The sequence below is a fragment of the Silicimonas algicola genome (genome assembly GCF_003148765.1).
Taxonomy (GTDB): Bacteria; Pseudomonadota; Alphaproteobacteria; order Rhodobacterales; family Rhodobacteraceae; genus Silicimonas; species Silicimonas algicola.
In genome coordinates this window covers 157,054-175,000 of record NZ_QGGV01000001.1, presented here as the reverse complement: position 1 = coordinate 175,000, position 17,947 = coordinate 157,054, and the positions used below count along the sequence as shown (strand labels likewise).

General features: G+C 64.1%; 21 protein-coding genes (1 of these 21 cut by a window edge). 9 read left to right on the top strand and 12 right to left on the bottom strand.

Annotation, left to right across the window (positions count from 1 at the left end):
- From C8D95_RS00815 to msrP, 3 genes are all read right to left on the bottom strand, one after another.
- Window positions 1–762: the 5' portion of an MFS transporter gene (locus C8D95_RS00815; protein ID WP_241239773.1), read on the bottom strand. The gene continues 351 nt to the left of window position 1, outside the view; the window shows 762 of its 1,113 coding nt (coding positions 1–762); the start codon lies at window positions 760–762; its stop codon lies beyond the left edge, outside the window.
- An 80-nt stretch (window positions 763–842) separates the two neighbouring features.
- Window positions 843–1,451, bottom strand: a complete 609-nt coding sequence (gene msrQ, locus C8D95_RS00810) for a protein-methionine-sulfoxide reductase heme-binding subunit MsrQ (RefSeq protein WP_109757257.1) — start codon at window positions 1,449–1,451, stop codon at window positions 843–845.
- The gene (gene msrP, locus C8D95_RS00805; protein ID WP_109757256.1) at window positions 1,451–2,380 is read right to left on the bottom strand and encodes a protein-methionine-sulfoxide reductase catalytic subunit MsrP; all 930 of its coding nucleotides are present in this window, start codon (window positions 2,378–2,380) and stop codon (window positions 1,451–1,453) included. Before msrP ends, msrQ begins: the two co-directional genes overlap by 1 nt.
- 282 nt (window positions 2,381–2,662) lie before the next feature.
- Between msrP and C8D95_RS00800 the strand changes: the two genes are divergently transcribed.
- Window positions 2,663–3,136 (top strand): fasciclin domain-containing protein, encoded by a 474-nt coding sequence (locus C8D95_RS00800; RefSeq protein ID WP_109757255.1) that lies wholly within the window; start codon window positions 2,663–2,665, stop codon window positions 3,134–3,136.
- Window positions 3,137–3,211: 75 nt separating this feature from the next.
- Here C8D95_RS00800 and C8D95_RS00795 read toward each other — a convergent pair whose 3' ends face one another.
- A complete protein-coding gene (locus C8D95_RS00795; RefSeq protein WP_109757254.1) occupies window positions 3,212–4,867 on the bottom strand; it encodes a DUF6504 family protein in 1,656 nt (551 codons plus the stop codon).
- Between the two features lie 292 nt (window positions 4,868–5,159).
- The gene (locus C8D95_RS00790) at window positions 5,160–5,522 is read right to left on the bottom strand and encodes a hypothetical protein (RefSeq protein ID WP_109757253.1); all 363 of its coding nucleotides are present in this window, start codon (window positions 5,520–5,522) and stop codon (window positions 5,160–5,162) included.
- Between the two features lie 104 nt (window positions 5,523–5,626).
- Here C8D95_RS00790 and C8D95_RS00785 point away from each other — a divergent pair, with 104 nt between their 5' ends.
- The 4 genes from C8D95_RS00785 to C8D95_RS00770 all read left to right on the top strand — a co-directional run bounded on the left by C8D95_RS00785 (window position 5,627) and on the right by C8D95_RS00770 (window position 8,874).
- Window positions 5,627–6,154 (top strand): GNAT family N-acetyltransferase, encoded by a 528-nt coding sequence (locus tag C8D95_RS00785; protein WP_346243132.1) that lies wholly within the window; start codon window positions 5,627–5,629, stop codon window positions 6,152–6,154.
- 88 nt (window positions 6,155–6,242) lie between these two features.
- Complete coding sequence (locus C8D95_RS00780; protein WP_109757251.1) at window positions 6,243–6,833, top strand: ATP-dependent Clp protease proteolytic subunit; 591 nt, start codon at window positions 6,243–6,245, stop codon at window positions 6,831–6,833.
- Window positions 6,833–7,549: an NYN domain-containing protein gene (locus C8D95_RS00775; protein WP_109757250.1), complete on the top strand. Its 717-nt coding sequence runs from the start codon at window positions 6,833–6,835 to the stop codon at window positions 7,547–7,549. The genes C8D95_RS00780 and C8D95_RS00775 overlap by 1 nt, the downstream gene beginning before the upstream one ends.
- 44 nt (window positions 7,550–7,593) lie before the next feature.
- The gene (locus C8D95_RS00770; RefSeq protein WP_109757249.1) at window positions 7,594–8,874 is read left to right on the top strand and encodes a tetratricopeptide repeat protein; all 1,281 of its coding nucleotides are present in this window, start codon (window positions 7,594–7,596) and stop codon (window positions 8,872–8,874) included.
- A gap of 11 nt (window positions 8,875–8,885) precedes the next feature.
- On the opposite strand, the gene C8D95_RS00765 is transcribed toward C8D95_RS00770, so the two are convergent.
- Complete coding sequence (locus C8D95_RS00765; protein ID WP_109757248.1) at window positions 8,886–9,515, bottom strand: TetR/AcrR family transcriptional regulator; 630 nt, start codon at window positions 9,513–9,515, stop codon at window positions 8,886–8,888.
- Between the two features lie 137 nt (window positions 9,516–9,652).
- Between C8D95_RS00765 and mbfA the strand changes: the two genes are divergently transcribed.
- A complete protein-coding gene (mbfA, locus tag C8D95_RS00760; RefSeq protein WP_109757247.1) occupies window positions 9,653–10,630 on the top strand; it encodes an iron exporter MbfA in 978 nt (325 codons plus the stop codon).
- Here mbfA and C8D95_RS00755 read toward each other — a convergent pair whose 3' ends face one another.
- Window positions 10,631–10,987, bottom strand: coding sequence for a hypothetical protein (locus C8D95_RS00755; protein ID WP_126918472.1), 357 nt, complete (start codon window positions 10,985–10,987; stop codon window positions 10,631–10,633).
- A 222-nt stretch (window positions 10,988–11,209) separates the two neighbouring features.
- On the opposite strand from C8D95_RS00755, the gene C8D95_RS00750 reads away from it, so the two are divergent.
- Window positions 11,210–11,809, top strand: a complete 600-nt coding sequence (locus C8D95_RS00750) for a pentapeptide repeat-containing protein (RefSeq protein WP_109757245.1) — start codon at window positions 11,210–11,212, stop codon at window positions 11,807–11,809.
- A gap of 3 nt (window positions 11,810–11,812) precedes the next feature.
- Here C8D95_RS00750 and C8D95_RS00745 read toward each other — a convergent pair whose 3' ends face one another.
- The 3 genes from C8D95_RS00745 to miaB all read right to left on the bottom strand — a co-directional run bounded on the left by C8D95_RS00745 (window position 11,813) and on the right by miaB (window position 14,619).
- On the bottom strand, window positions 11,813–12,835 hold the full coding sequence (locus C8D95_RS00745) for a PhoH family protein (protein ID WP_420902651.1): 1,023 nt from the start codon (window positions 12,833–12,835) through the stop codon (window positions 11,813–11,815).
- A 160-nt stretch (window positions 12,836–12,995) separates the two neighbouring features.
- Window positions 12,996–13,205, bottom strand: a complete 210-nt coding sequence (locus C8D95_RS00740; RefSeq protein ID WP_126918471.1) for a hypothetical protein — start codon at window positions 13,203–13,205, stop codon at window positions 12,996–12,998.
- Window positions 13,206–13,314: 109 nt separating this feature from the next.
- A complete protein-coding gene (gene miaB, locus C8D95_RS00735; RefSeq protein WP_109757242.1) occupies window positions 13,315–14,619 on the bottom strand; it encodes a tRNA (N6-isopentenyl adenosine(37)-C2)-methylthiotransferase MiaB in 1,305 nt (434 codons plus the stop codon).
- 117 nt (window positions 14,620–14,736) lie between these two features.
- On the opposite strand from miaB, the gene C8D95_RS00730 reads away from it, so the two are divergent.
- Window positions 14,737–15,600, top strand: coding sequence for a hypothetical protein (locus C8D95_RS00730; protein WP_109757241.1), 864 nt, complete (start codon window positions 14,737–14,739; stop codon window positions 15,598–15,600).
- Window positions 15,601–15,642: 42 nt separating this feature from the next.
- On the opposite strand, the gene C8D95_RS00725 is transcribed toward C8D95_RS00730, so the two are convergent.
- Together C8D95_RS00725 and C8D95_RS00720 are read right to left on the bottom strand one after the other, a co-directional pair.
- A complete protein-coding gene (locus tag C8D95_RS00725; protein ID WP_126918470.1) occupies window positions 15,643–16,254 on the bottom strand; it encodes a hypothetical protein in 612 nt (203 codons plus the stop codon).
- Between the two features lie 44 nt (window positions 16,255–16,298).
- Window positions 16,299–17,285, bottom strand: a complete 987-nt coding sequence (locus C8D95_RS00720; protein WP_109757239.1) for a 2-hydroxyacid dehydrogenase — start codon at window positions 17,283–17,285, stop codon at window positions 16,299–16,301.
- Window positions 17,286–17,399: 114 nt separating this feature from the next.
- Here C8D95_RS00720 and C8D95_RS00715 point away from each other — a divergent pair, with 114 nt between their 5' ends.
- Window positions 17,400–17,888, top strand: coding sequence for an SH3 domain-containing protein (locus tag C8D95_RS00715; RefSeq protein ID WP_241239873.1), 489 nt, complete (start codon window positions 17,400–17,402; stop codon window positions 17,886–17,888).
- The last annotated feature ends 59 nt before the right edge of the window (window positions 17,889–17,947 follow it).

Below are 17,947 nucleotides of genomic sequence, written 5' to 3'. Positions count from 1 at the left end.
GCCCAACTTGCGCTTGAGGTAGTCGCCCAGGAACCTCCCCCCCGCCATGAAGCCCGAAAAGACCGTCACCGCGATCCCTGCGGTGGTCGTCGGATCGCCCAGCCTCTCGGCCAGATAGACGGCGGACCAGTCCGCCAGGACACCTTCGGTCAGGGTGACGAGGAACATGAACACCGCAACGAACAGAAGCGCGCGCGGCACCTCGGTAAATCGGCGTCGCGGTGGCGCGGCGCCGGTCTCGTCAATTCCAAGCCTGGGCATCCGCGTCGCCGCCAGCACGCCCCCTGCCCCGGACACCGCGGCGAGGAGCAGCATGACCTGAACCGGCGTCAGCCCTTCCGAGAACACGGCGACAGCCGACCCTCCCATCAGGCCTGCCGCCCAGAAGCCGTGACAGCGGTTCATGATCATCACGCCCGCGCGTTTTTCCAGGCGTCCGGCATAGACGTTCATCGCGACCTCATTGAAGCCGGTGACGGCGCCAAGCAGGACAAGCGACAGGAACAGCGTCGGCCCACTGGTCGAGAGGACCGGCAGGATCGCCGCGACAGCCTGCAGCGGGAAGAACGTCCAGAGCACGCGGCGCGGCCCGAACCCAGACAGGACGCGGCCCGCGATCTGAAGCGACGGGATCAACGCAATGGGCATCCCTATCAGCGCAAAGGCAAGCTGCCCCTTCGAAAGTCCTATGGTTTCCTTGATGACAGGTATCAGCGCCAGCCACCCGCCGATGGCGAAGGGTTGAAGCACAAAGATCGTCATGATGAGAAGTGTCGCCCGCGGCGCGTCCTGCCTGTCCATCCGCCGGAGATTACGCGACGGGCTGGCCGGGGGAAGTCACATTATGCGACGGCGCGTTTCACAGGACGCGGCAGGCGCATCGCGAGCAGCGCGAGAACGATACCGAGGTAGACCAGCGGCTCGATCTGGAACCCCTTCACCAGCATGACGAAGTGTATCGCTCCCAAGCCCGCGCAGGCGTAGGTCAACTGGTGCAACCGCTTCCAGCGCTTCGGTCCAAGCTTGCGGATCGACAGGTTGTTCGACGTGATGGCGACCGGGATCATCAGCACGAAAGCGAGCATGCCGATGGTGATGTAGGGACGCTTCAGGATGTCCGCCCAAATCTGCGAAAGGATCTGCACGTCGAGGACCAGCCAGACGGCCAGATGGCACGACACGAGCCAGAACGTCACAAGCCCAAGCGCCCGCCTGAACCTGACGAGGCTGACGCCGGTGACGTCCCTCAGCGGCGTTACAGCCAGGACGACGATTAAAAGCTGCAGGGCCCTCTCGCCAAGGGCATGCTCCATTGCCTTGACGGGATCGACCCCCAGTCCCCCGGTCAGGCCGAGGTAGAGATACCAACATGGCACGAGCGCACCGGCGACATAAATCGGCCAGGCCGGCACACGCTTGAGCTGGAGGTTGATGCGCTGCGCCGTGGTCATCAGTAGTTCTCGGCGAGGTCCATGCCATCGTAGAGAGACGCCACCTCGGCTTCGTAGCCGTTGAACATCAGCGTCTCCTGCCGACGCGCGAAGAGCCCTCCGCCAATGCGCCGCTCCGTTGCCTGGCTCCACCTTGGGTGATCGACAAGCGGATTGACGTTGGAGAAGAAGCCATACTCACGGGCGTTCGACAGGTTCCAGCTGGTCTCGGGCATCTCTTCCACAAGGCTGATTCGAACGATCGACTTGATGGACTTGAAGCCATATTTCCATGGCACGACCAGTCGCAGCGGCGCGCCGTTCTGGTTCGGCAGCGGTTCGTCGTAAAGCCCCGTCGCCATGATTGTCAGCGGATGCATCGCCTCGTCCAGCCGCAGACCTTCCCGGTAGGGCCAGTCGAGCACCGGATAGCTGACGCCCTCCATTACGCCAGGAATGACGGCCGTTTCGAACGAGACGTACTTTGCCTCGGGCTTCACGCCGACCTTGTTCAGAAGGTCCGCCAGCTCGAAACCCGCCCAGGGCACGACCATCGACCAGGCCTCGACGCAGCGGAAACGATAGATGCGCTCTTCGATCGTCATGCCGTCCAATAGCTGCGCGAGGGTGTAGTCCCCCGGAGCGTCCACAAGACCGTCGACCTTAACCGTCCAGAAGTCCGTGACCATGTCGGCGGAGTTCCGGGCCGGATCCTCCTTGCCCGTCCCGAACTCGTAGAAGTTGTTGTAACTCGTGATGTCGGCCCAGCTGTTCGGCTCAAGATCCTGGCCGTAGCCGGTCTTTACCGCGCCAAGCTTCGCGAGCGCCGGACCTGCTGCCAACCCCAAGGCCGCGGCGCCAGCGCCTGCCATGATCTGCCGGCGTGTCCGCCACATCTCCTTAGGGGTCACATCCGCCCGGGTGAGGTCGCTGATGTACCGGTGTGCCATGCTGTCTCCTCGCAATCTGTCCGGCAAAGATGCGCCGTGCTTTCCCCTCGGGCAATCCGTCTCACGCTATAGTCATGCCTTGCTGCTCGGTTGAAACATGACGGTGGATCACAAGGGATCACGCATTTGTCAGTGGTTCGCGAAAACTGCCGGGCTTAGCCCGCCGAGCATTCTCGTCAAGGCGCGAAACCCCATAAATTCATCTGATCTGGTGTGCTCATGCCTCCGTAGTAGCCACGATGTCACGCAGACATCCTCGCAATATGTACAGAGGAGACGCACATGCACCGCACTCTCATCGCCCTGGCGGCCACCACCGCTCTCGCGGCACCGGCCTTCGCCCAGGACAAGGACATCGTCGACACCGCGGTGGACGCTGGAAGCTTCACCACGCTCGTTGCCGCAGTCCAGGCCGCCGGCCTCGTCGATACGCTGAAGGGCGAAGGCCCGTTTACCGTCTTCGCGCCGACCGACGAGGCTTTCGCGGCGCTGCCCGCAGGGACGGTTGAAGACCTGCTGAAGCCCGAAAACAAGGATCAACTCGTCTCGATCCTCACCTACCACGTCGTTCCGGGCAAGGTGATGTCCACCGATCTCACCGACGACATGTCGGCCACGACCGTTCAGGGGTCGGACGTGACGATCGACCTCGACAACGGCGTGATGGTCGAGGATGCGACCGTCGTGACGCCGGACATCGCGGCGTCGAACGGCGTGATCCACGTCATCGACAAGGTGATCATGCCCGCAAGCTGATACTGCGGTCGTGTCCACGAGCAAGGGCGGGGATCTTCCCCGCCCTTTTCCTTTTGAGGAAAGCGGTCGGTCTTTTCAGCAGAAACTCCCATGGCAGAACCATCCCGGCGACATCGTCGCCCCGTGCGCAAAATAGAGCCAAAGCCGTTCCCCCGACCGCGTGGTGACGCGCCAGTAGTCCCGGATGCCGCTCCGCCAGTCGGGATCGTCCAGCCACCACTCCGGCGCGATCCTCTCGGGACCAAGAGCCACGCGTGTCTCGAGCGTCCGTCCGCGCCACCGGAACGATGCGGGAAGATCGGGGGTTTCCTCGGCCTGAACGATCTCGGGCCGCCACATCTCGAGCGGACGCGGGGCACGTGGCCTTGGCCACAAACCCGACGGTTCGGACCAGGCGGCCGCGAGGAGAATCGAGGTCTTCTCGGGAATATGGCTGTCGGCTGGATGAAGCCGCGTGATCGTCTCCAACCCGACCCGCGCGCCGATGCGGCCCAGAAGATCGTCCATCTCGACTCCGCCCGACCGACGATCGGCTCCATCGGCCGCCGCCTCCAGATGCCCCCGGTGCTGGTGGGCGTGGACCGGCTCGGTCGAGGCCGCGACGAGGCGGACCATGTCGATCCCGAACCCCGCATCGATGTCGTCGAGCTTCATGGTAAGAAGCGGCCGGATCCGGTCTGCCTCGAACGAGGGCCGCGCCAGGCCCACTTCGACCCACTCCATGCTTTGGTCGGCGCGATGACATTCCAGACGGATCCGTCGCGCGCCCTGCCCCGCGTTTCGTAACCTGTCGCTGAGAACGGGCAGCATCCGTTCGAGAGCGGCCCGCAGGTCCTCGGCCAGCCCGATCGGCTCGGGCAAGGTAAGACGGACGGCGAAATGGGCGGGAGGACGTGCCGGTCCTATCGGCTCTGGCTCCACCCCAAGTGCCTGGTCGAGACGACGCACGAGTTCGCGTCCGAAGCGACGCGCCAGCGCCGCACGGGGCTGGCCGGCCAGGTCTTCGATGCGCCGCAGGCCAAGGCGGTTCAGCATCGCGGCCAGTGCTCCGTCAATTCGCAGTGCCAGGACGGGTAGGGGCGCCAGCGCCGTGCGGGTCTGTCCCGGAAGGGCAATCGGTCCGGCCCGGTTGCCAGACGCAAGCGCCCCAGGGGCCGCTCCGCCCCGCTCCCAATGCCGGCGCTTGGCCGCGCGCGACCGCGTTGCCCGAGCCTCCTGCGCGATGTCGTCTCCCGACCTTGCGGCACCGCTCTCGCCGTCCGAAAATCGCGCGAGCGCCCAGGCCGCGCCAACCGTGTCGGCGACTCCCATGCGGACGGTGAGTCCCAAGGCGGCGCAGTCTCCGGCGATCTCGTTCATCAGGGCCTCTTCGCCCCCGAAGAGGTGGGCGCAGCCGGTCAGGTCAACGACAAGCCCCTCGGGCGGTTCTTCCGAGACCCACGGACTGTACTGCCCGGCCCACCTGCGCAACACCGCAAGGAAATCCGCCTCCTGCCTCGGGTTTGCAATCCGGGTTTGAAGCTCGGGGCACATGGCGCGCGCGTCCCGCAAGGGCTGGCCACGCACCAGCCCCGCAGCCTGAGCCTCGGCCGAAAGCGAGGTCAGCACCTGGGTGTTCCCGACCTCACCCGAGACCGCGAAGGGTCCGGACGGCAGGCCACGCGCCTCGCGCAGCCAGCGTTCGGCCGCGAGACGGGGGAACCACAGAGAAAGGATACGTCTCTGGGACATCGGAGCAGCGGGCAGCTATGTTCCTGTTTCGTCCCAACGTAACCATCCCCGCCCGCACTGTCGAGAGAAAGGCGACATGGACCGATCGGCGGACGGCGAGCCCATTATCGGCGCCCCTCCGCACAGAAGCGGTGGAACCGCAGGCCGAAAGCCGCGCTCGGCGGTGAACCGCGCGAATTCGACTGGGTCCCGGACTGGCAAAGCGAATGCGGATGCCTCAAGTCGAACCCGTGCGACGGGTCCGGAGGGTTCGAAAAATCCCCCTCCCCGGCCTTCCGGGCCCCGAGCACCTTCAGCCGCAGAACACCCTGAGGATCGTCCCGCTCCGGGCACCGAAAACGACGTTCGTTCGATCCGGAAGGTATTCCTGCGTCACCACGTCGGTGTCGGAATAGACCCGGAACTTCGGTCCCGTCGGAAAGGTGGTCGCCGCGACAGGCTGGCCGACATAAGGGCGGTACTCAGGCGCATCGCACAACTCGACGCCCCCGAGGCTGCCCAGGGGATCGTTCGCTCCGCCTCCCGCACCCGGAAGGTTTCCCCCGCCGCTCGAGAATCCCCCGTCATCGCCGGGACCGTTGTCATAGGCTGGAGTGCCGGCGCAGGCAGTCAGGAGGAGGGCGAAGAAAAGGCCGGTAACGGCATGTCGGGTCATCTGGGGTATCCTCGAACGGGTCGTGTTGATTTCGCCTTTCCGGTCGCGCAGGGTCAAGCGGAGTCCAATGACCGCACGGAAATGCGAACGAATGCGCGCAGCCCATGACGCAAGGCGCCGAAACCCGAAGCGACGAGACATGCTTCTTGGCTGATCTAACGCTACGCCCGGCAAGGCCAAGTGATCGCGATGCGATCTGGTCGATGCTCGAGCCGGTGTTCCGCGCGGGAGACACCTATGCCATCGACCGCGACATTCCCCGGGAGGAGGCGCTGGCCTACTGGCTGTCCGAACACGCTTTTGTCGCCGAGGCGGACGGCATTGCCATCGGCACATATTACATCCGTCGAAATTATAAGGGCGGCGGAAGCCATGTGTGCAACTGCGGCTACATCACTGCGCGACACGCCGAGGGTCGAGGCGTCGCACGGGCGATGCTGACGCATTCTCTTGACGAGGCCCGGCGGATCGGCTTCGAGGCGATGCAATTCAACTTCGTCCTCGCCTCCAACATCCGCGCCGTCGAGACTTGGACCAAGGCCGGTTTCCAGACAATTGGACGCGTCCCGCACGCCTTCCTGATGCCAGAGGGCGAGAAGGTCGACGCCCTCATCCTCCACCGCTTCCTCTGAAGTTACGTATTCTCAATGTACCCTTGCCATTCCGGAGCCGAGATCCGACATTCCCCACAACCCGAAACAACGAGCGGAGCCAGCCCCGATGGCCAACGACGACAAGAAAAAGAACGACGACAAGCCCGAGCTCGGCGGCAAGGCAGCGGATCTGTTCTTCAAGTCCAGAAACGTCCTCATCACGGGTGAGATCAACGACAAGCTGGCTCACAAGATCACCACGCAGCTCATCGCTCTGTCCGAGGATTCCGACGCGCCGATCAACCTCTTCATCTCGTCGCCCGGCGGCCACGTCGAATCCGGCGACATGGTCCACGACATGATCCAGTTCATCAAGCCGACGGTCCGCACCGTCGGTTCGGGTTGGGTCGCTTCGGCAGGCGCTCTGATCTTTGTCGGCGCCAAGAAAGAGAACCGCTTCTGCCTGCCGAACACGCGCTTCCTTCTGCACGAACCGCGCGGCGGGATCGGCGGGACGGCGTCCGACATGTGGATCCAGGCCGAACAGATCCGCATCATGCGGGAACGCTTCCACAAGATCTTTGCCGAAGCGACCGGTCAAACGGCCGAGAAGATTGCCAACGATACCGAACGCGACTTCTGGCTGAACACCGACGAGGCGATCGCCTATGGGCTTCTGGGCAAGGTCATCCGGACCGCCGCCGAATTGCCCAAGTAATGGTCGACCGCGACCGCCCTCTCTACGCCGTCCTGATCGATGCGGACAACATTCCGGCAAGGTTTGCGGGGGCGATCCTGAAGGAAATAACCTCCTTCGGCGAACCTGCGCTGCGCCGGGTGTACGGGGACTGGTCCTCCGGGCGCCTGAACAACTGGACGAAGGCCGTGCGTGATCTCGGCCTCGTCGCCCACCAGGAAACCGCGAATACCGTGGGCAAGAACGCGTCCGACATCGGTCTCGTGATCGACGCGATGGACATTCTTCACACCGGGCGCTTCGATGGAATCGTTCTGGTCTCTTCGGACAGCGACTTCACCGCGCTCGCCAACCGCGCGCGTGAGCAAGGGATCGATGTCATCGGCATCGGAGAGGCGAAGGCTCCGGAAAGCCTGCGTAATGTCTGCAACCGGTTCATCCTGCTCGAAAACATCATCGATGAGCCAGCGCCGGTCGAAAAGGGCACCGATGCAAGCGTGTCCACGAAGCAGAACCCCACGCAGGCCATTCCGCTGATCCTGAAGGCGATGGACAAGATCAACGCCGACGACGAGTGGTACGCACTCGGCCAACTCGGCCAGTACGTCACACGCGACAACCCCGACTTCGACCCACGCACCTACGGCAAGCGCAAACTGTCGGACCTGGTCGAAGGGCTTGCGCGCTTCGAGACACGGAAGATCGGCAACCAGCTCCACGTCCGACGGGTGGACTGAAGGCGGCGCCATGACCGGCGAGGCGTCGCGGAAATGGACTGACGATGAGCCTCGCGGATGGATACGGAAACACCCTGACGACCCGGTCGGCTGAGGCACGCGATCACTACGAGTCCGCGGTCACCCTCTTTCTCGGCGCAAACCGCGAAGGTCTCGCCGCTTTCTCGCACTGTGTCGCTGCCGACCCGCAATTCGCCCTTGGCCACGTTGGTCTGGCGAGGGCGCTGATGTCGGCGGGGCGCACGTCCGACGCCAAAGACGCACTGAAGACGGCCGAGTCTCTGGCCTTCGACGTCACGAGCCGGGAACGCGACCATATCGCGGCGACCGGGCTTGTCTTCTCGGGCCAGTCCGCGAAGGCGCGTCAGGCGATCCGTGCTCATCTTTCCGATCATCCCCGAGACGTTCTGCTGGCCCAGATGTGCGCCAGCGTCTTCGGCCTGATCGCCTTTTCCGGCGAGGCCGGACACGAAGCGTCGCTTCTGGCCTTCACCGAGTCCCTGCTGCCTCATTACGGCGAAGACTGGTGGATGATGGCAACCCACGCGGTCTCGCTCTGCGAGACAGGTCAAATCGCCGCGTCTGAAGTTCTGATGGCAAGGTCCCTCGCCCTGAACCCTCGCAATGCAAACGGCGCGCATTTCAAGTCGCACGCGCTCTACGAGCGCGGCGAGACGACGGCGGGGCGGCAATACCTCACCACCTGGGTCCAAGACTACGACGACCGGGGCGTTCTTCATGGCCACCTCAATTGGCACCTCGCTCTTTGGGCCCTGCATGACGGAGACGAGGGCGCCATGTGGGCCATCCTGGACGGAAGCGTCGGTCCGGGTGCCTCCAAGGGTCTGCCTATCAACATCCTGACCGATACCGTCGCGATCCTTCACCGCGCCGAGATCGCAGGCTACGCTGTCGATCCCCGGCGGTGGACTGCTGCCAGCGAATACGCCGCGCAGTATTTCCCGAACCCTGGCCAAAGCTTCGCCGACCTCCACGCTGCCATCGCTCACGCGATGTCCGGCAAGGGCGACCGCCTCGCGCGCCTGGCCGAAAGCTCCAGCGGCTATGCGGGCGACCTCCTTGCGCCCGTCTCGCTGGCGTTCGGTCACATTGCTCGTGGCCGGTGGAGCGACGCTCTCGACGCGCTTGTTCCGGTTCTGCCCGTGGCAGAGCGCTTCGGGGGCAGTCGCGCGCAGCGGGACCTGGTCGAACTGGCTTACGTTAACGTCCTGATGAAACTGGGTCTGGTCGAGGAGGCGCGCCGGACCCTGAAAACCCGCCGCCCTGTCCTCTCCGATGCCCCGCCCGTCTCAGGGCTCACATAGCTCTTCGACGCTTATCCGCGCGGCGCCACGCCATACTTGCAGAGGAACATGTCAACGGCGCTGAGCACCACGCGGTCGATCTCTTCGTCCGTCGGACGCTCACGCAGACCCAGAACCATCGGCAAGTGAAGGCCGGCCTTGCAAAGCTCGGCGAACTGGTCGGCCGCAAGGTCGAGATCGTCGATCCGCAACGTGCCGGCCTCTACGCCCTTGCGCAGGAAATCCTTGAGGATCTCGCGTACCTGCGCCGGACCCGACGCATAGAAATCGCGACCGATCTCGGGAAACCGCTGGCTTTCGCCAACCACGATGCGGTGAACCTGAAGACCCACGTCCGACACGAAGAATCGCACCATGCGACCCGCGGCGTCGGCCAGCCCCTCGGCGAAATCGCCGCTGCAACAGATCCGTGCGGCAGCATCCTCGGATTGCGCCTTGCATTCGCACTTTGCGACTTCGAGGAATAGCAGCCGCTTGTCAGGGAAATAGCTGTAAAGCGTCGCCTTCGATACGCCGGCCTCGCGGACGATATCGTCGACGCTGGCGCCTTCGAATCCGTCACGCAAGAAAACCGTCCGCGCGCCGCCCAGGACCTGATCCCACTTGCGGCCCTGTTTCAAAGTCGTGTCGGGAGCGTTCATGGCGTCCTCATCCTGCCTTCCCGAAATATAAACTGTCCGGTTCAGTTTTTACAAGTTCCGCACACGCAGGCGTCATCGCGCTCTTGCCCATCGCCACAGCTTCTCTACATTGGAACCATTCTAAGAAAGACATCATCATGATCCCGGGCATCGCCAGCCGCCGCCGCTTCTCCGACCTCTCAGAGCAGGAAGTGCTGGCCCTCGCCATTTCGTCCGAAGAGGACGACTCGCGGATCTACCGCACCTATGCCGAACGCCTTCGCGCAGAGTTTCCGGCCTCGGCGGCGATCTTCGACGGCATGGCGGTCGAAGAGGACACGCACCGCCAGCGCCTGATCGAGTTGCATCGCAAGCGCTTCGGTGAAACGATTCCCCTTATACGGCGTGAGCATGTCTCGGGTTACTACGCCCGCAGACCCGTCTGGCTGATCGAGAACCTCGGCATAGAGCGCATCCGCGAAGAGGCCGAAACGATGGAGCGCGACGCCGAGCGCTTCTATCGCACGGCCGCCGCCCGCACGACGGATGCGGAAACGCGAAAGCTCCTCGGCGACCTCGCGGCCGCCGAAGCCGGCCACTCCGCCAAGGCCGACGCGTTGGTGGAAACCCATCTCGACGAGGGCGCACGCGAGGATGAAGGCCGGGCGGCGCATCGTCAATTCGTGCTGACCTGGGTGCAGCCCGGGCTCGCGGGTCTTATGGATGGCTCGGTCTCGACCCTCGCGCCGATCTTTGCGACCGCCTTCGCCACGCAGGATCCCTGGACGACCTTTCTCGTGGGTCTGGCGGCGAGTGTGGGGGCGGGCATCTCCATGGGGTTCACCGAGGCCGCTTCCGACGACGGCGCAATTTCGGGCCGCGGGTCGCCGGTCAAGCGCGGGATAGCGTCCGGGGTAATGACCGCTCTCGGCGGGCTCGGCCACGCGTTGCCTTACCTCATCCCGCATTTCTGGACCGCAACGATGATTGCGTTCGTCGTCGTCTTCATCGAGCTTTGGGCCATCGCCTGGATCCAGAACCGTTACATGGAAACACCGTTCTTCCGCGCCGCCTTTCAGGTGGTGCTCGGCGGCGCGCTGGTGCTGGCGGCGGGCATTCTCATTGGATCCGGTTGATCACTCCACGACGACCCTGCCGAAGGCCTCCTTCGGCGGCACGGCCTGATCGCGGACATAGATTTCGTAGACGCCCGTCCGCATCGGGTGGAAGCTGAAGCGCGCCGAACCAGCGTCGTCGCACTCGATGGCGCGGAAGCTCAGGCCCTGAGTGTAGAATTCGATATCGACGCCACCGACAGACAGCACCCGGATGTGTGCGTTCTCTAGAAGCTTGGTTGCTTCGAAGTGGAGGCCGGTTTCGGACGTCAGCTTTTCGGGGCAGACGACGTTGAAGCGATAGTAGCCGCCGTTCGCGAGCGTGAACTCCTCGGGCGAGAGCACTGGCGTTCCGTCCTCGCCATGGGTGATCTCCATGAATATGTCCTCTGGGGCACCTGATCCAACGCGGCCCGATTCCTGCTGCGCCGTCGCGGCGGATGCCGCCAGACAGAGAATCGCAGCCGCTGTCCTGAAGGTGAAAGCCATGCGTGATCTCCTCCATTTGCGTAGTTCAAACTGTCCGGTTCCGGCGGCCGACTGACAATTGGGACCAAAGTGGCGGCAGACGGAGGACCCGACCGTGGACATAGTCGGTGCATGAGACGTCTGCTTCCGGTCGCATGCCTGCTCTTCGCCCTTCCGGTACTTGCAGCCGAGACGGGGGCGGTCGAACGCCTCCTTGCCGAAAACCAGTGCCGCGACTGCGACCTGCGCGAGGCCGATCTAGCAGGCGCGAACCTGAAAGACGCCTATCTGACCTATGCCGTCTTCGACGGAGCCGATCTGACCGGCGCGGACATGAGCGACACCTTCATGCCCTTCGTCCGGTTCGAAGGGGCCGACATGACGGGAATCATCTTTGACGGAGCCAACGCACGGCAGGCAATCCTGACCGGTGCGACGTTGCGAGGTGCCTCGTTGAAGGCGGCGGCCCTGCCGCAAGCCTCCTTGACAGAAGCGGACCTGACGGAGGCTGATTTGACCTCCGCCGTCCTGTCAGGCGCCAACCTGGGTCGCGCCAACCTGACAGGCGCGGTCTTGCGCGGTGCCGATCTGTCCGGCGCGGTGTTGTCGGGAGCCGACCTGACAGACGCCGATCTGACAGACGCGGCTATGCGGGCAGCCGGTCTGAAGGATGTGACGTTCTGCCGGACAATCATGCCGGACGCTTCGACCCGCAGCGACGGCTGTCCCTGAGCCTCAGCCGACAGGGGCCTCGCGGTCGTAGGCCTCGATGATCTTCGCCACCAGCGGATGCCGCACCACGTCCTTCGCCGTGAAGTAATTGAAGGAAATCCGCTCGATGCCGGTCAACAGCCTTTCGGCGTCGGACAGTCCCGAGGTTACGCCGCGAGGCAGATCGACCTGCGTGCGGTCACCGGTGATGACCATTCGGCTGCCTTCCCCGAGACGGGTCAGGAACATCTTCATCTGCATCTGCGTCGCGTTCTGCGCCTCGTCGAGGACGACGAAGGCGTTGGACAGCGTGCGTCCGCGCATGAAGGCCAGGGGTGCGATCTCGATCCGCTTCTCCTCGATCAGCTTCTGTAGCTGCTTGCCGGGAAGGAAGTCGTTCAGAGCGTCGTAAAGGGGCTGCATGTAGGGGTCGATCTTGTCCTTCATGTCACCCGGCAGAAAGCCCAGACGCTCCCCCGCTTCGACGGCGGGGCGGGACAGGACGATGCGGTCGACGTGTCCACCCATGAACATGTTCACGCCCACGGCCACGGCGAGATAGGTCTTGCCCGTGCCCGCAGGTCCGATTCCGAAGGCCATCTCGTTGGCGAACAACTCGCGCACGTAGGATTTCTGCGCCTCGGTCCGGGGTTCGACCGTCTTCTTGCGTGTCTTGATCTCGACCCGACCGCCCTTGAAGAGCTCCATCTGGCCCGCAGGCTCGGCGTCAGGCGCAACCCGGGCGCCGCCCATCCGGATCTCGGCGTCGATGTCCCCGGTCGTCAGCTCGCGCCCCGCTTCCAGACGTTCGTACAAGGCCTGAAGGACTTCGGCCGCCCGTCCGATCGCTCCAGCCTCGCCGAAGACAGCAAGCTGATTTCCCTGATGGACGATCTGAACCGACAGCGCTTCCTCGATCTGGACGAGGTTGCGGTTGAGCTCACCGAAGAGCTCGATCAACAGCCGGTTGTCTGGAAATTCAAGCCGCGTCTCGAGGACGTCGGCTGGCGTGGCGGGGACGTGCGGGGTCAGGACGCCTATGACCAAATATCGGATCTCCGAGTCGATGCCTCTGTGTGCCAATGCTGCATATGCAAGCATGGGTCTGCAAGGATATCTCGGTCAGTGCTGTGAAAGTTCCACGACATGTTGCGGGGAACTGCCCGCACATTGGTTCATCTCATCCGATGACCGCCTGAAAACCGCGCTAGTACTGCGCCACTTCCCGCGAGCTCAACTCGACCTCGGCACGGTCAGAGAAGGCGACCAAGCTTCCGCCGATCAGGGCCATGACCGCCAAGCACAGTCCCACCAAGCCACCAAGCAGCACCGTCCAGTCGATGGTCACGTTTCCGTCTTCGGATCGGGCAAAGTCCTCGATAACTTTCGAAGTCCTCGCGATAAGCCGGTTCACCATTATTTTCTCCAACGTCCGGGGCATCCCGTCCTCTAGGGAAATGATGCACGGATGAAGCGCCAATAAGGCCCCTCGACGGTCACTCTGTGTCGCCGGTTTCCGGTCGTGCTCAAATCTCGCCTTTGAGAGAGTTACTGTTCGATGACACGATACGCACCGGCAGGATGTCGCCGCGTTCGACGCCGGTCGTCTGCACATGAACTGCATGAAGATATTCGGACTTTCCGACCATCTGCCCCGCCATTCGACCCGGCTTCTCGAAGAGAACGCGCACTGTCCGGCCGACCATGGCGTCCTGTGCCGCCCTCTGCTGGCGTCCAATCAGCGCCTGAAGCGTCTGCAATCTCTCGTCCTTGACGTCTTCTGCCACCTGCACGCGCTCTGCCGCCGGCGTACCGGGGCGGGACGAATACTTGAAGGTGTACGCCTGCCCGTAGCCGACGCTCTCGACCAGGCCGAGCGTGTCGGCAAAATCGGCATCCGTCTCGCCCGGGAAGCCCACAATGAAATCTCCGGACAGCATGATGTCCGGCCGTGCCTCCCGGATGCGAGTGACCAACCGAAGATAGTCGTCGGCCGTGTGCTTGCGGTTCATCGCTTTCAGTACGCGGTCAGACCCTGACTGCACCGGCAGGTGCAGGTAGGGCATTAGCTTCTCCACCTCGGCGTGGGCCGCGATGAGGGCGTCGTCCATGTCGTTCGGATGGCTGGTGGTGAAGCGGATCCGGTGCAGCCCGTCAATCCGGGCCAGATCGCGGATCAGACCAGCCAGGCCTGCCTCGTGACCATGATAGGCGTTTACGTTCTGACCGAGGAGCGTGATCTCGCGCACGCCTCGTTCAACCAGATCCCTCGCCTCCAACAGGACGCGGTCCGCGGCGCGCGAGACTTCTATGCCCCGGGTGTAGGGCACGACGCAGAAGGCACAGAACTTGTCGCAGCCCTCCTGCACCGTGAGGAAGGCCGTCGGACCGCGCTGCGATTTCGGCCGCGCTCCCAGACGGTCGAACTTGTCGTCCTCGGGGAAGTCGGTGTCGAGTGCCTTGCGACCGCGACCGGCGCGCGCCTCGAGCTCGGGAAGCCGGTGGTAGCTCTGCGGCCCCACGACCAGGTCCACGAGCGGCTGTCGCGCCATGATCTCAGCGCCCTCGGCTTGCGCAACGCAACCTGCAACGCCGATCTTCAGGTCGGGCTTGGCTTCCTTCAGCGGGCGCAGGCGGCCCAGTTCCGAATAGACCTTCTCGGCGGCCTTCTCGCGGATGTGGCAAGTGTTCAGAAGGATCATGTCGGCGTCGGCGGCGGTGTCCGTGGGGATATATCCCTGACCAGCAAGCGCTTCGGCCATGCGTTCGCTGTCGTAGACGTTCATCTGGCAGCCGTAGGTCTTGATGAACAGCTTCTTCGGCTCGGACATGGAGACCCCTTTCCGTCAGGCCAAGCGTCCTACACGCCGCCCGGCTTCTTGCCAAGGGCGGCGACCGCATGACACAAAGTCGGCGCGACGGGGCAAGCGGTGGTGGTGGGGGAGAAGATGCGCTTTTCGGGCCTCGACGCCCTGATGAGAGATGACGCCATCCAAAAGGCCAAAGGCCCGGTCGCTGTCGTCATCGCCGAGGATGAGGTCGAAGTCGCCGCGACGCTGCGCCACCACGCGGGTCAAGGATTTCGCACCTTGATCCTCCTTGCGCCTTCGGAGCTGACCGTCGAGGCCGATGCCCAGGCACTGGCGATCCGGGTCGATTATCCGACCATGAAGCTCGGTGCGACGGTCGAGGCTGTGAACGCTATCGTGCGGGGTCTGCCCGAAAAGACGTGGTTCTTTTACTGCTACAACGCCGAGTTCCTGTTCTTCCCGTTCTGCGAGACCCGTGCCGTGGGCGAGATGCTGGCCTTCCACGCCGAGGAACGGCGGTTTTCGATGCTGACCTATGTCATCGATCTCTACGCCGCCGATCTGAGGCGCGCGGACGACGCCGTCTCGCTGGCGGACGCGCACCTCGACAGGTCCGGCTACTACGCTCTGGCGCGCCAACGGGACGACGGCCTGAAAGACCGGCAGCTCGATTTTTATGGCGGACTGCGCTGGCGGTTCGAAGAGCACATCGACGAAAGCCGCCGCCGCATCGACAGGATCGCGCTGGTGCGGACGAGGAAGGACATAGCGCTTCGGCCCGATCACACCTGGTCGGACGAAGAGCTGAACACCTACTCCTGCCCCTGGCATCACAACCTGACGGCGGCCATCGTATCTTTCCGGACGGCGAAGGCGTTGCGCCTCAACCCCGCCAGCCGCTTCGACATCGACACCTTCCGCTGGCATAACTCGGCGCCCTTCCAATGGCGCTCGCAGCAGCTTCTGGACCTGGGTCTGATGGAGCCCGGACAGTGGTTCTGACGATTGACGGCACCGCGCCGGCCGCAGCGAGGCACCACTCGCTTACCGGCCGATTGCTGCCTCGAACCGATCCACCGGAAACACGGGGGCGAGGATGGAGCGAAGCTCGTGGCGGCGCGGGTGGCCGGGGTTTGCGAGCGTAAAGCACACGAAGTCCTCGACCAGCGCCGCCTGTTGCTCGAACCCGTAGGCCCAAAAGTCCTCGGTGCCCGGAGGGGCGTAATAGGGGTCGGCGATACGCCAGCTCTCGGCTACGGCGCGGGCGGCCGAATAGCCGGTCTCGGCCCGGTTCTGCCACTGCCAGACATGGGTCAGCTCGTGCGCGAAGATGAGAGCGTGGGGAATACGCAGCGCACGAGGCCAGGTCATCGCCATGTCGCCGGAGTAGAGACCGCCCTCGAAGTGAACGCGGTCGCGAAAGGCGAAGGCCTGAGGAGGCTGCGCGCCGCGCGGCTGGGGCGTGCGGACGCAGGCCTTGTCGGTCGCCTTGACCTCGACGAAGCCTCTTGCAACCGTCGGATGGGCCGGGGTTATGCCCAGCCCAAGCGCGACGCGCACCCGCGAGGTATCGAGAGAGGGACCGAAAAGGTCCTTGGCGAAGCGTGTCTCGTCCTCGGTCATGGGGCGCGCGCAACCGGCGGTCAGAACGATCATACAAAGTGCGACGAGACGTACGGCTGCGCGCAACGGGATCAGCCCTAAAGCATCGCCGGGACGACGAGGTCGGGCGGCCGGTGGCCGTCGTCGAATGTCTTGATGTTGATGATGACGCGCTCGCCCATTTCCAGCCGGCCCTCCACGGTGGCCGATCCCATGTGCGGCAGGAGGACGACGTTCGGCAACTCGCGCAGCCTCGGATTGAACTCGGTCCCGTGTTCGAAGACGTCGAGGCCTGCCCCCGCGATTTCGCCCGCCCGCAGCATCCGGGTAAGCGCATTTTCGTCGATCACCTCGCCCCGGGATGTGTTCACGATGACGGCGGTCGGCTTCATCAGCTTGAGGCGTCGGGCGTTCAGCAGATGAAAAGTCGACGGCGTGTGCGGGCAGTTGATCGAGACGATATCGACGCGCGATACCATCTGGTCCAGGCTCTCCCACCAGCTCGCTCCCAGGTCCAATTCCACCTCGGGCCGAAGACGGCGGCGGTTGTGATAATGAACCTCCATGCCAAAGGCGACGGCGCGGCGGGCCACAGCCTGACCGATGCGGCCCATGCCCAGAATGCCCAGCCTGCGTCCTCGCAGGCGCCCGCCCAGAAACGCCGTCGGAGCCCAGCCATCCCAATCGCCTTTCTGCATCACGGCCATGCCTTCCGGCAGGCGACGTGTGACAGACAGGATCAGCGCCATCGTCATGTCCGCCGTGTCCTCGGTGACGACTCCGGGCGTGTTCGAGACGAGGATGCCGCGCTGGCGCGCGGTGGTGACGTCGATGTGGTCGACACCCGCGCCGAAGTTCGCGATGAGCTTCAGCCGATCGCCCGCCTGCGACAGGAGCGCGGCATCGAGGGGGTCGGTCAGCGTCGGCACCAGGACATCGGCCTCACGCATCGCCGAGGCCAGCGCCTCGCGCGGCATCGGCCGGTCCTCAGATCGCAGGGTGACATCGAAAAGTTCGGCCATGCGCCGTTCGACCGCTTCTGGCAGGCGTCGCGTGACGACCACACTCAGGCGCTTGTCGGGCATATGGACGGCTCCTCGTGTCTTTCCTTGTCCGGCGCTTGCTGGCAAAGTGTCAAGGAACCGAACTCGGCACAAGACGCCTTTCCGGGGTGCGCCGAAACGAGCAGGTGAACGACGATCCGCAAGGCAGCCGCCCTCTTTCTGTGCGCCCTCCTGTGTCTGCCTGCGGCGGCCGAGGAGCGCGGCAAGGTCACGAACCTGCCGATGCCGCGGTTCGTCTCGCTGAAGGCCGACGAAGGCAACGCGCGGCGCGGACCATCGCTGAGCCATCGCATCGACTGGGTCTTTACCCGGCGGAACATGCCCCTTGTGGTGACCGGCGAGCACGGGCACTGGCGACGGGTCGAAGATCGTGACGGCCAGGGCGGATGGATGCACTATTCGCTTCTGTCTGGCGTGCGGCACGTCATCGTCGAGGACGACCTCGTGGCGCTTCGGATCAAGCCCGATCCCACCGCGCAAATCGACGCGCGTGCCGAGGCCGGCGTGATTGCGCGGCTGGGGGCCTGCACTCTGGACTGGTGCCGGATCGTTGCCGGAAGCAGCAAGGGTTGGGTCGCGAAGACCTCGATATGGGGCGTAGCGCCGGAAGAAATCCGCGACTGAATTTTAGCTTGACCTCAAGTTGACTTGAGGCCCTAGGAATTCCTCCTGTCACTCAGATC

Coding starts and splice junctions, on each gene's coding strand:
- msrQ (WP_109757257.1), bottom strand. CDS start 1,451: ATGACCACGGCGCAGCGCATCAACCTCCAGCTCAAGCGTGTGCCGGCC.
- msrP (WP_109757256.1), bottom strand. CDS start 2,380: ATGGCACACCGGTACATCAGCGACCTCACCCGGGCGGATGTGACCCCT.
- C8D95_RS00800 (WP_109757255.1), top strand. CDS start 2,663: ATGCACCGCACTCTCATCGCCCTGGCGGCCACCACCGCTCTCGCGGCA.
- C8D95_RS00795 (WP_109757254.1), bottom strand. CDS start 4,867: ATGTCCCAGAGACGTATCCTTTCTCTGTGGTTCCCCCGTCTCGCGGCC.
- C8D95_RS00790 (WP_109757253.1), bottom strand. CDS start 5,522: ATGACCCGACATGCCGTTACCGGCCTTTTCTTCGCCCTCCTCCTGACT.
- C8D95_RS00785 (WP_346243132.1), top strand. CDS start 5,627: ATGACGCAAGGCGCCGAAACCCGAAGCGACGAGACATGCTTCTTGGCT.
- C8D95_RS00780 (WP_109757251.1), top strand. CDS start 6,243: ATGGCCAACGACGACAAGAAAAAGAACGACGACAAGCCCGAGCTCGGC.
- C8D95_RS00775 (WP_109757250.1), top strand. CDS start 6,833: ATGGTCGACCGCGACCGCCCTCTCTACGCCGTCCTGATCGATGCGGAC.
- C8D95_RS00770 (WP_109757249.1), top strand. CDS start 7,594: ATGAGCCTCGCGGATGGATACGGAAACACCCTGACGACCCGGTCGGCT.
- C8D95_RS00765 (WP_109757248.1), bottom strand. CDS start 9,515: ATGAACGCTCCCGACACGACTTTGAAACAGGGCCGCAAGTGGGATCAG.
- mbfA (WP_109757247.1), top strand. CDS start 9,653: ATGATCCCGGGCATCGCCAGCCGCCGCCGCTTCTCCGACCTCTCAGAG.
- C8D95_RS00755 (WP_126918472.1), bottom strand. CDS start 10,987: ATGGAGATCACCCATGGCGAGGACGGAACGCCAGTGCTCTCGCCCGAG.
- C8D95_RS00750 (WP_109757245.1), top strand. CDS start 11,210: ATGAGACGTCTGCTTCCGGTCGCATGCCTGCTCTTCGCCCTTCCGGTA.
- C8D95_RS00740 (WP_126918471.1), bottom strand. CDS start 13,205: ATGGTGAACCGGCTTATCGCGAGGACTTCGAAAGTTATCGAGGACTTT.
- miaB (WP_109757242.1), bottom strand. CDS start 14,619: ATGTCCGAGCCGAAGAAGCTGTTCATCAAGACCTACGGCTGCCAGATG.
- C8D95_RS00730 (WP_109757241.1), top strand. CDS start 14,737: ATGCGCTTTTCGGGCCTCGACGCCCTGATGAGAGATGACGCCATCCAA.
- C8D95_RS00725 (WP_126918470.1), bottom strand. CDS start 16,254: ATGATCGTTCTGACCGCCGGTTGCGCGCGCCCCATGACCGAGGACGAG.
- C8D95_RS00720 (WP_109757239.1), bottom strand. CDS start 17,285: ATGCCCGACAAGCGCCTGAGTGTGGTCGTCACGCGACGCCTGCCAGAA.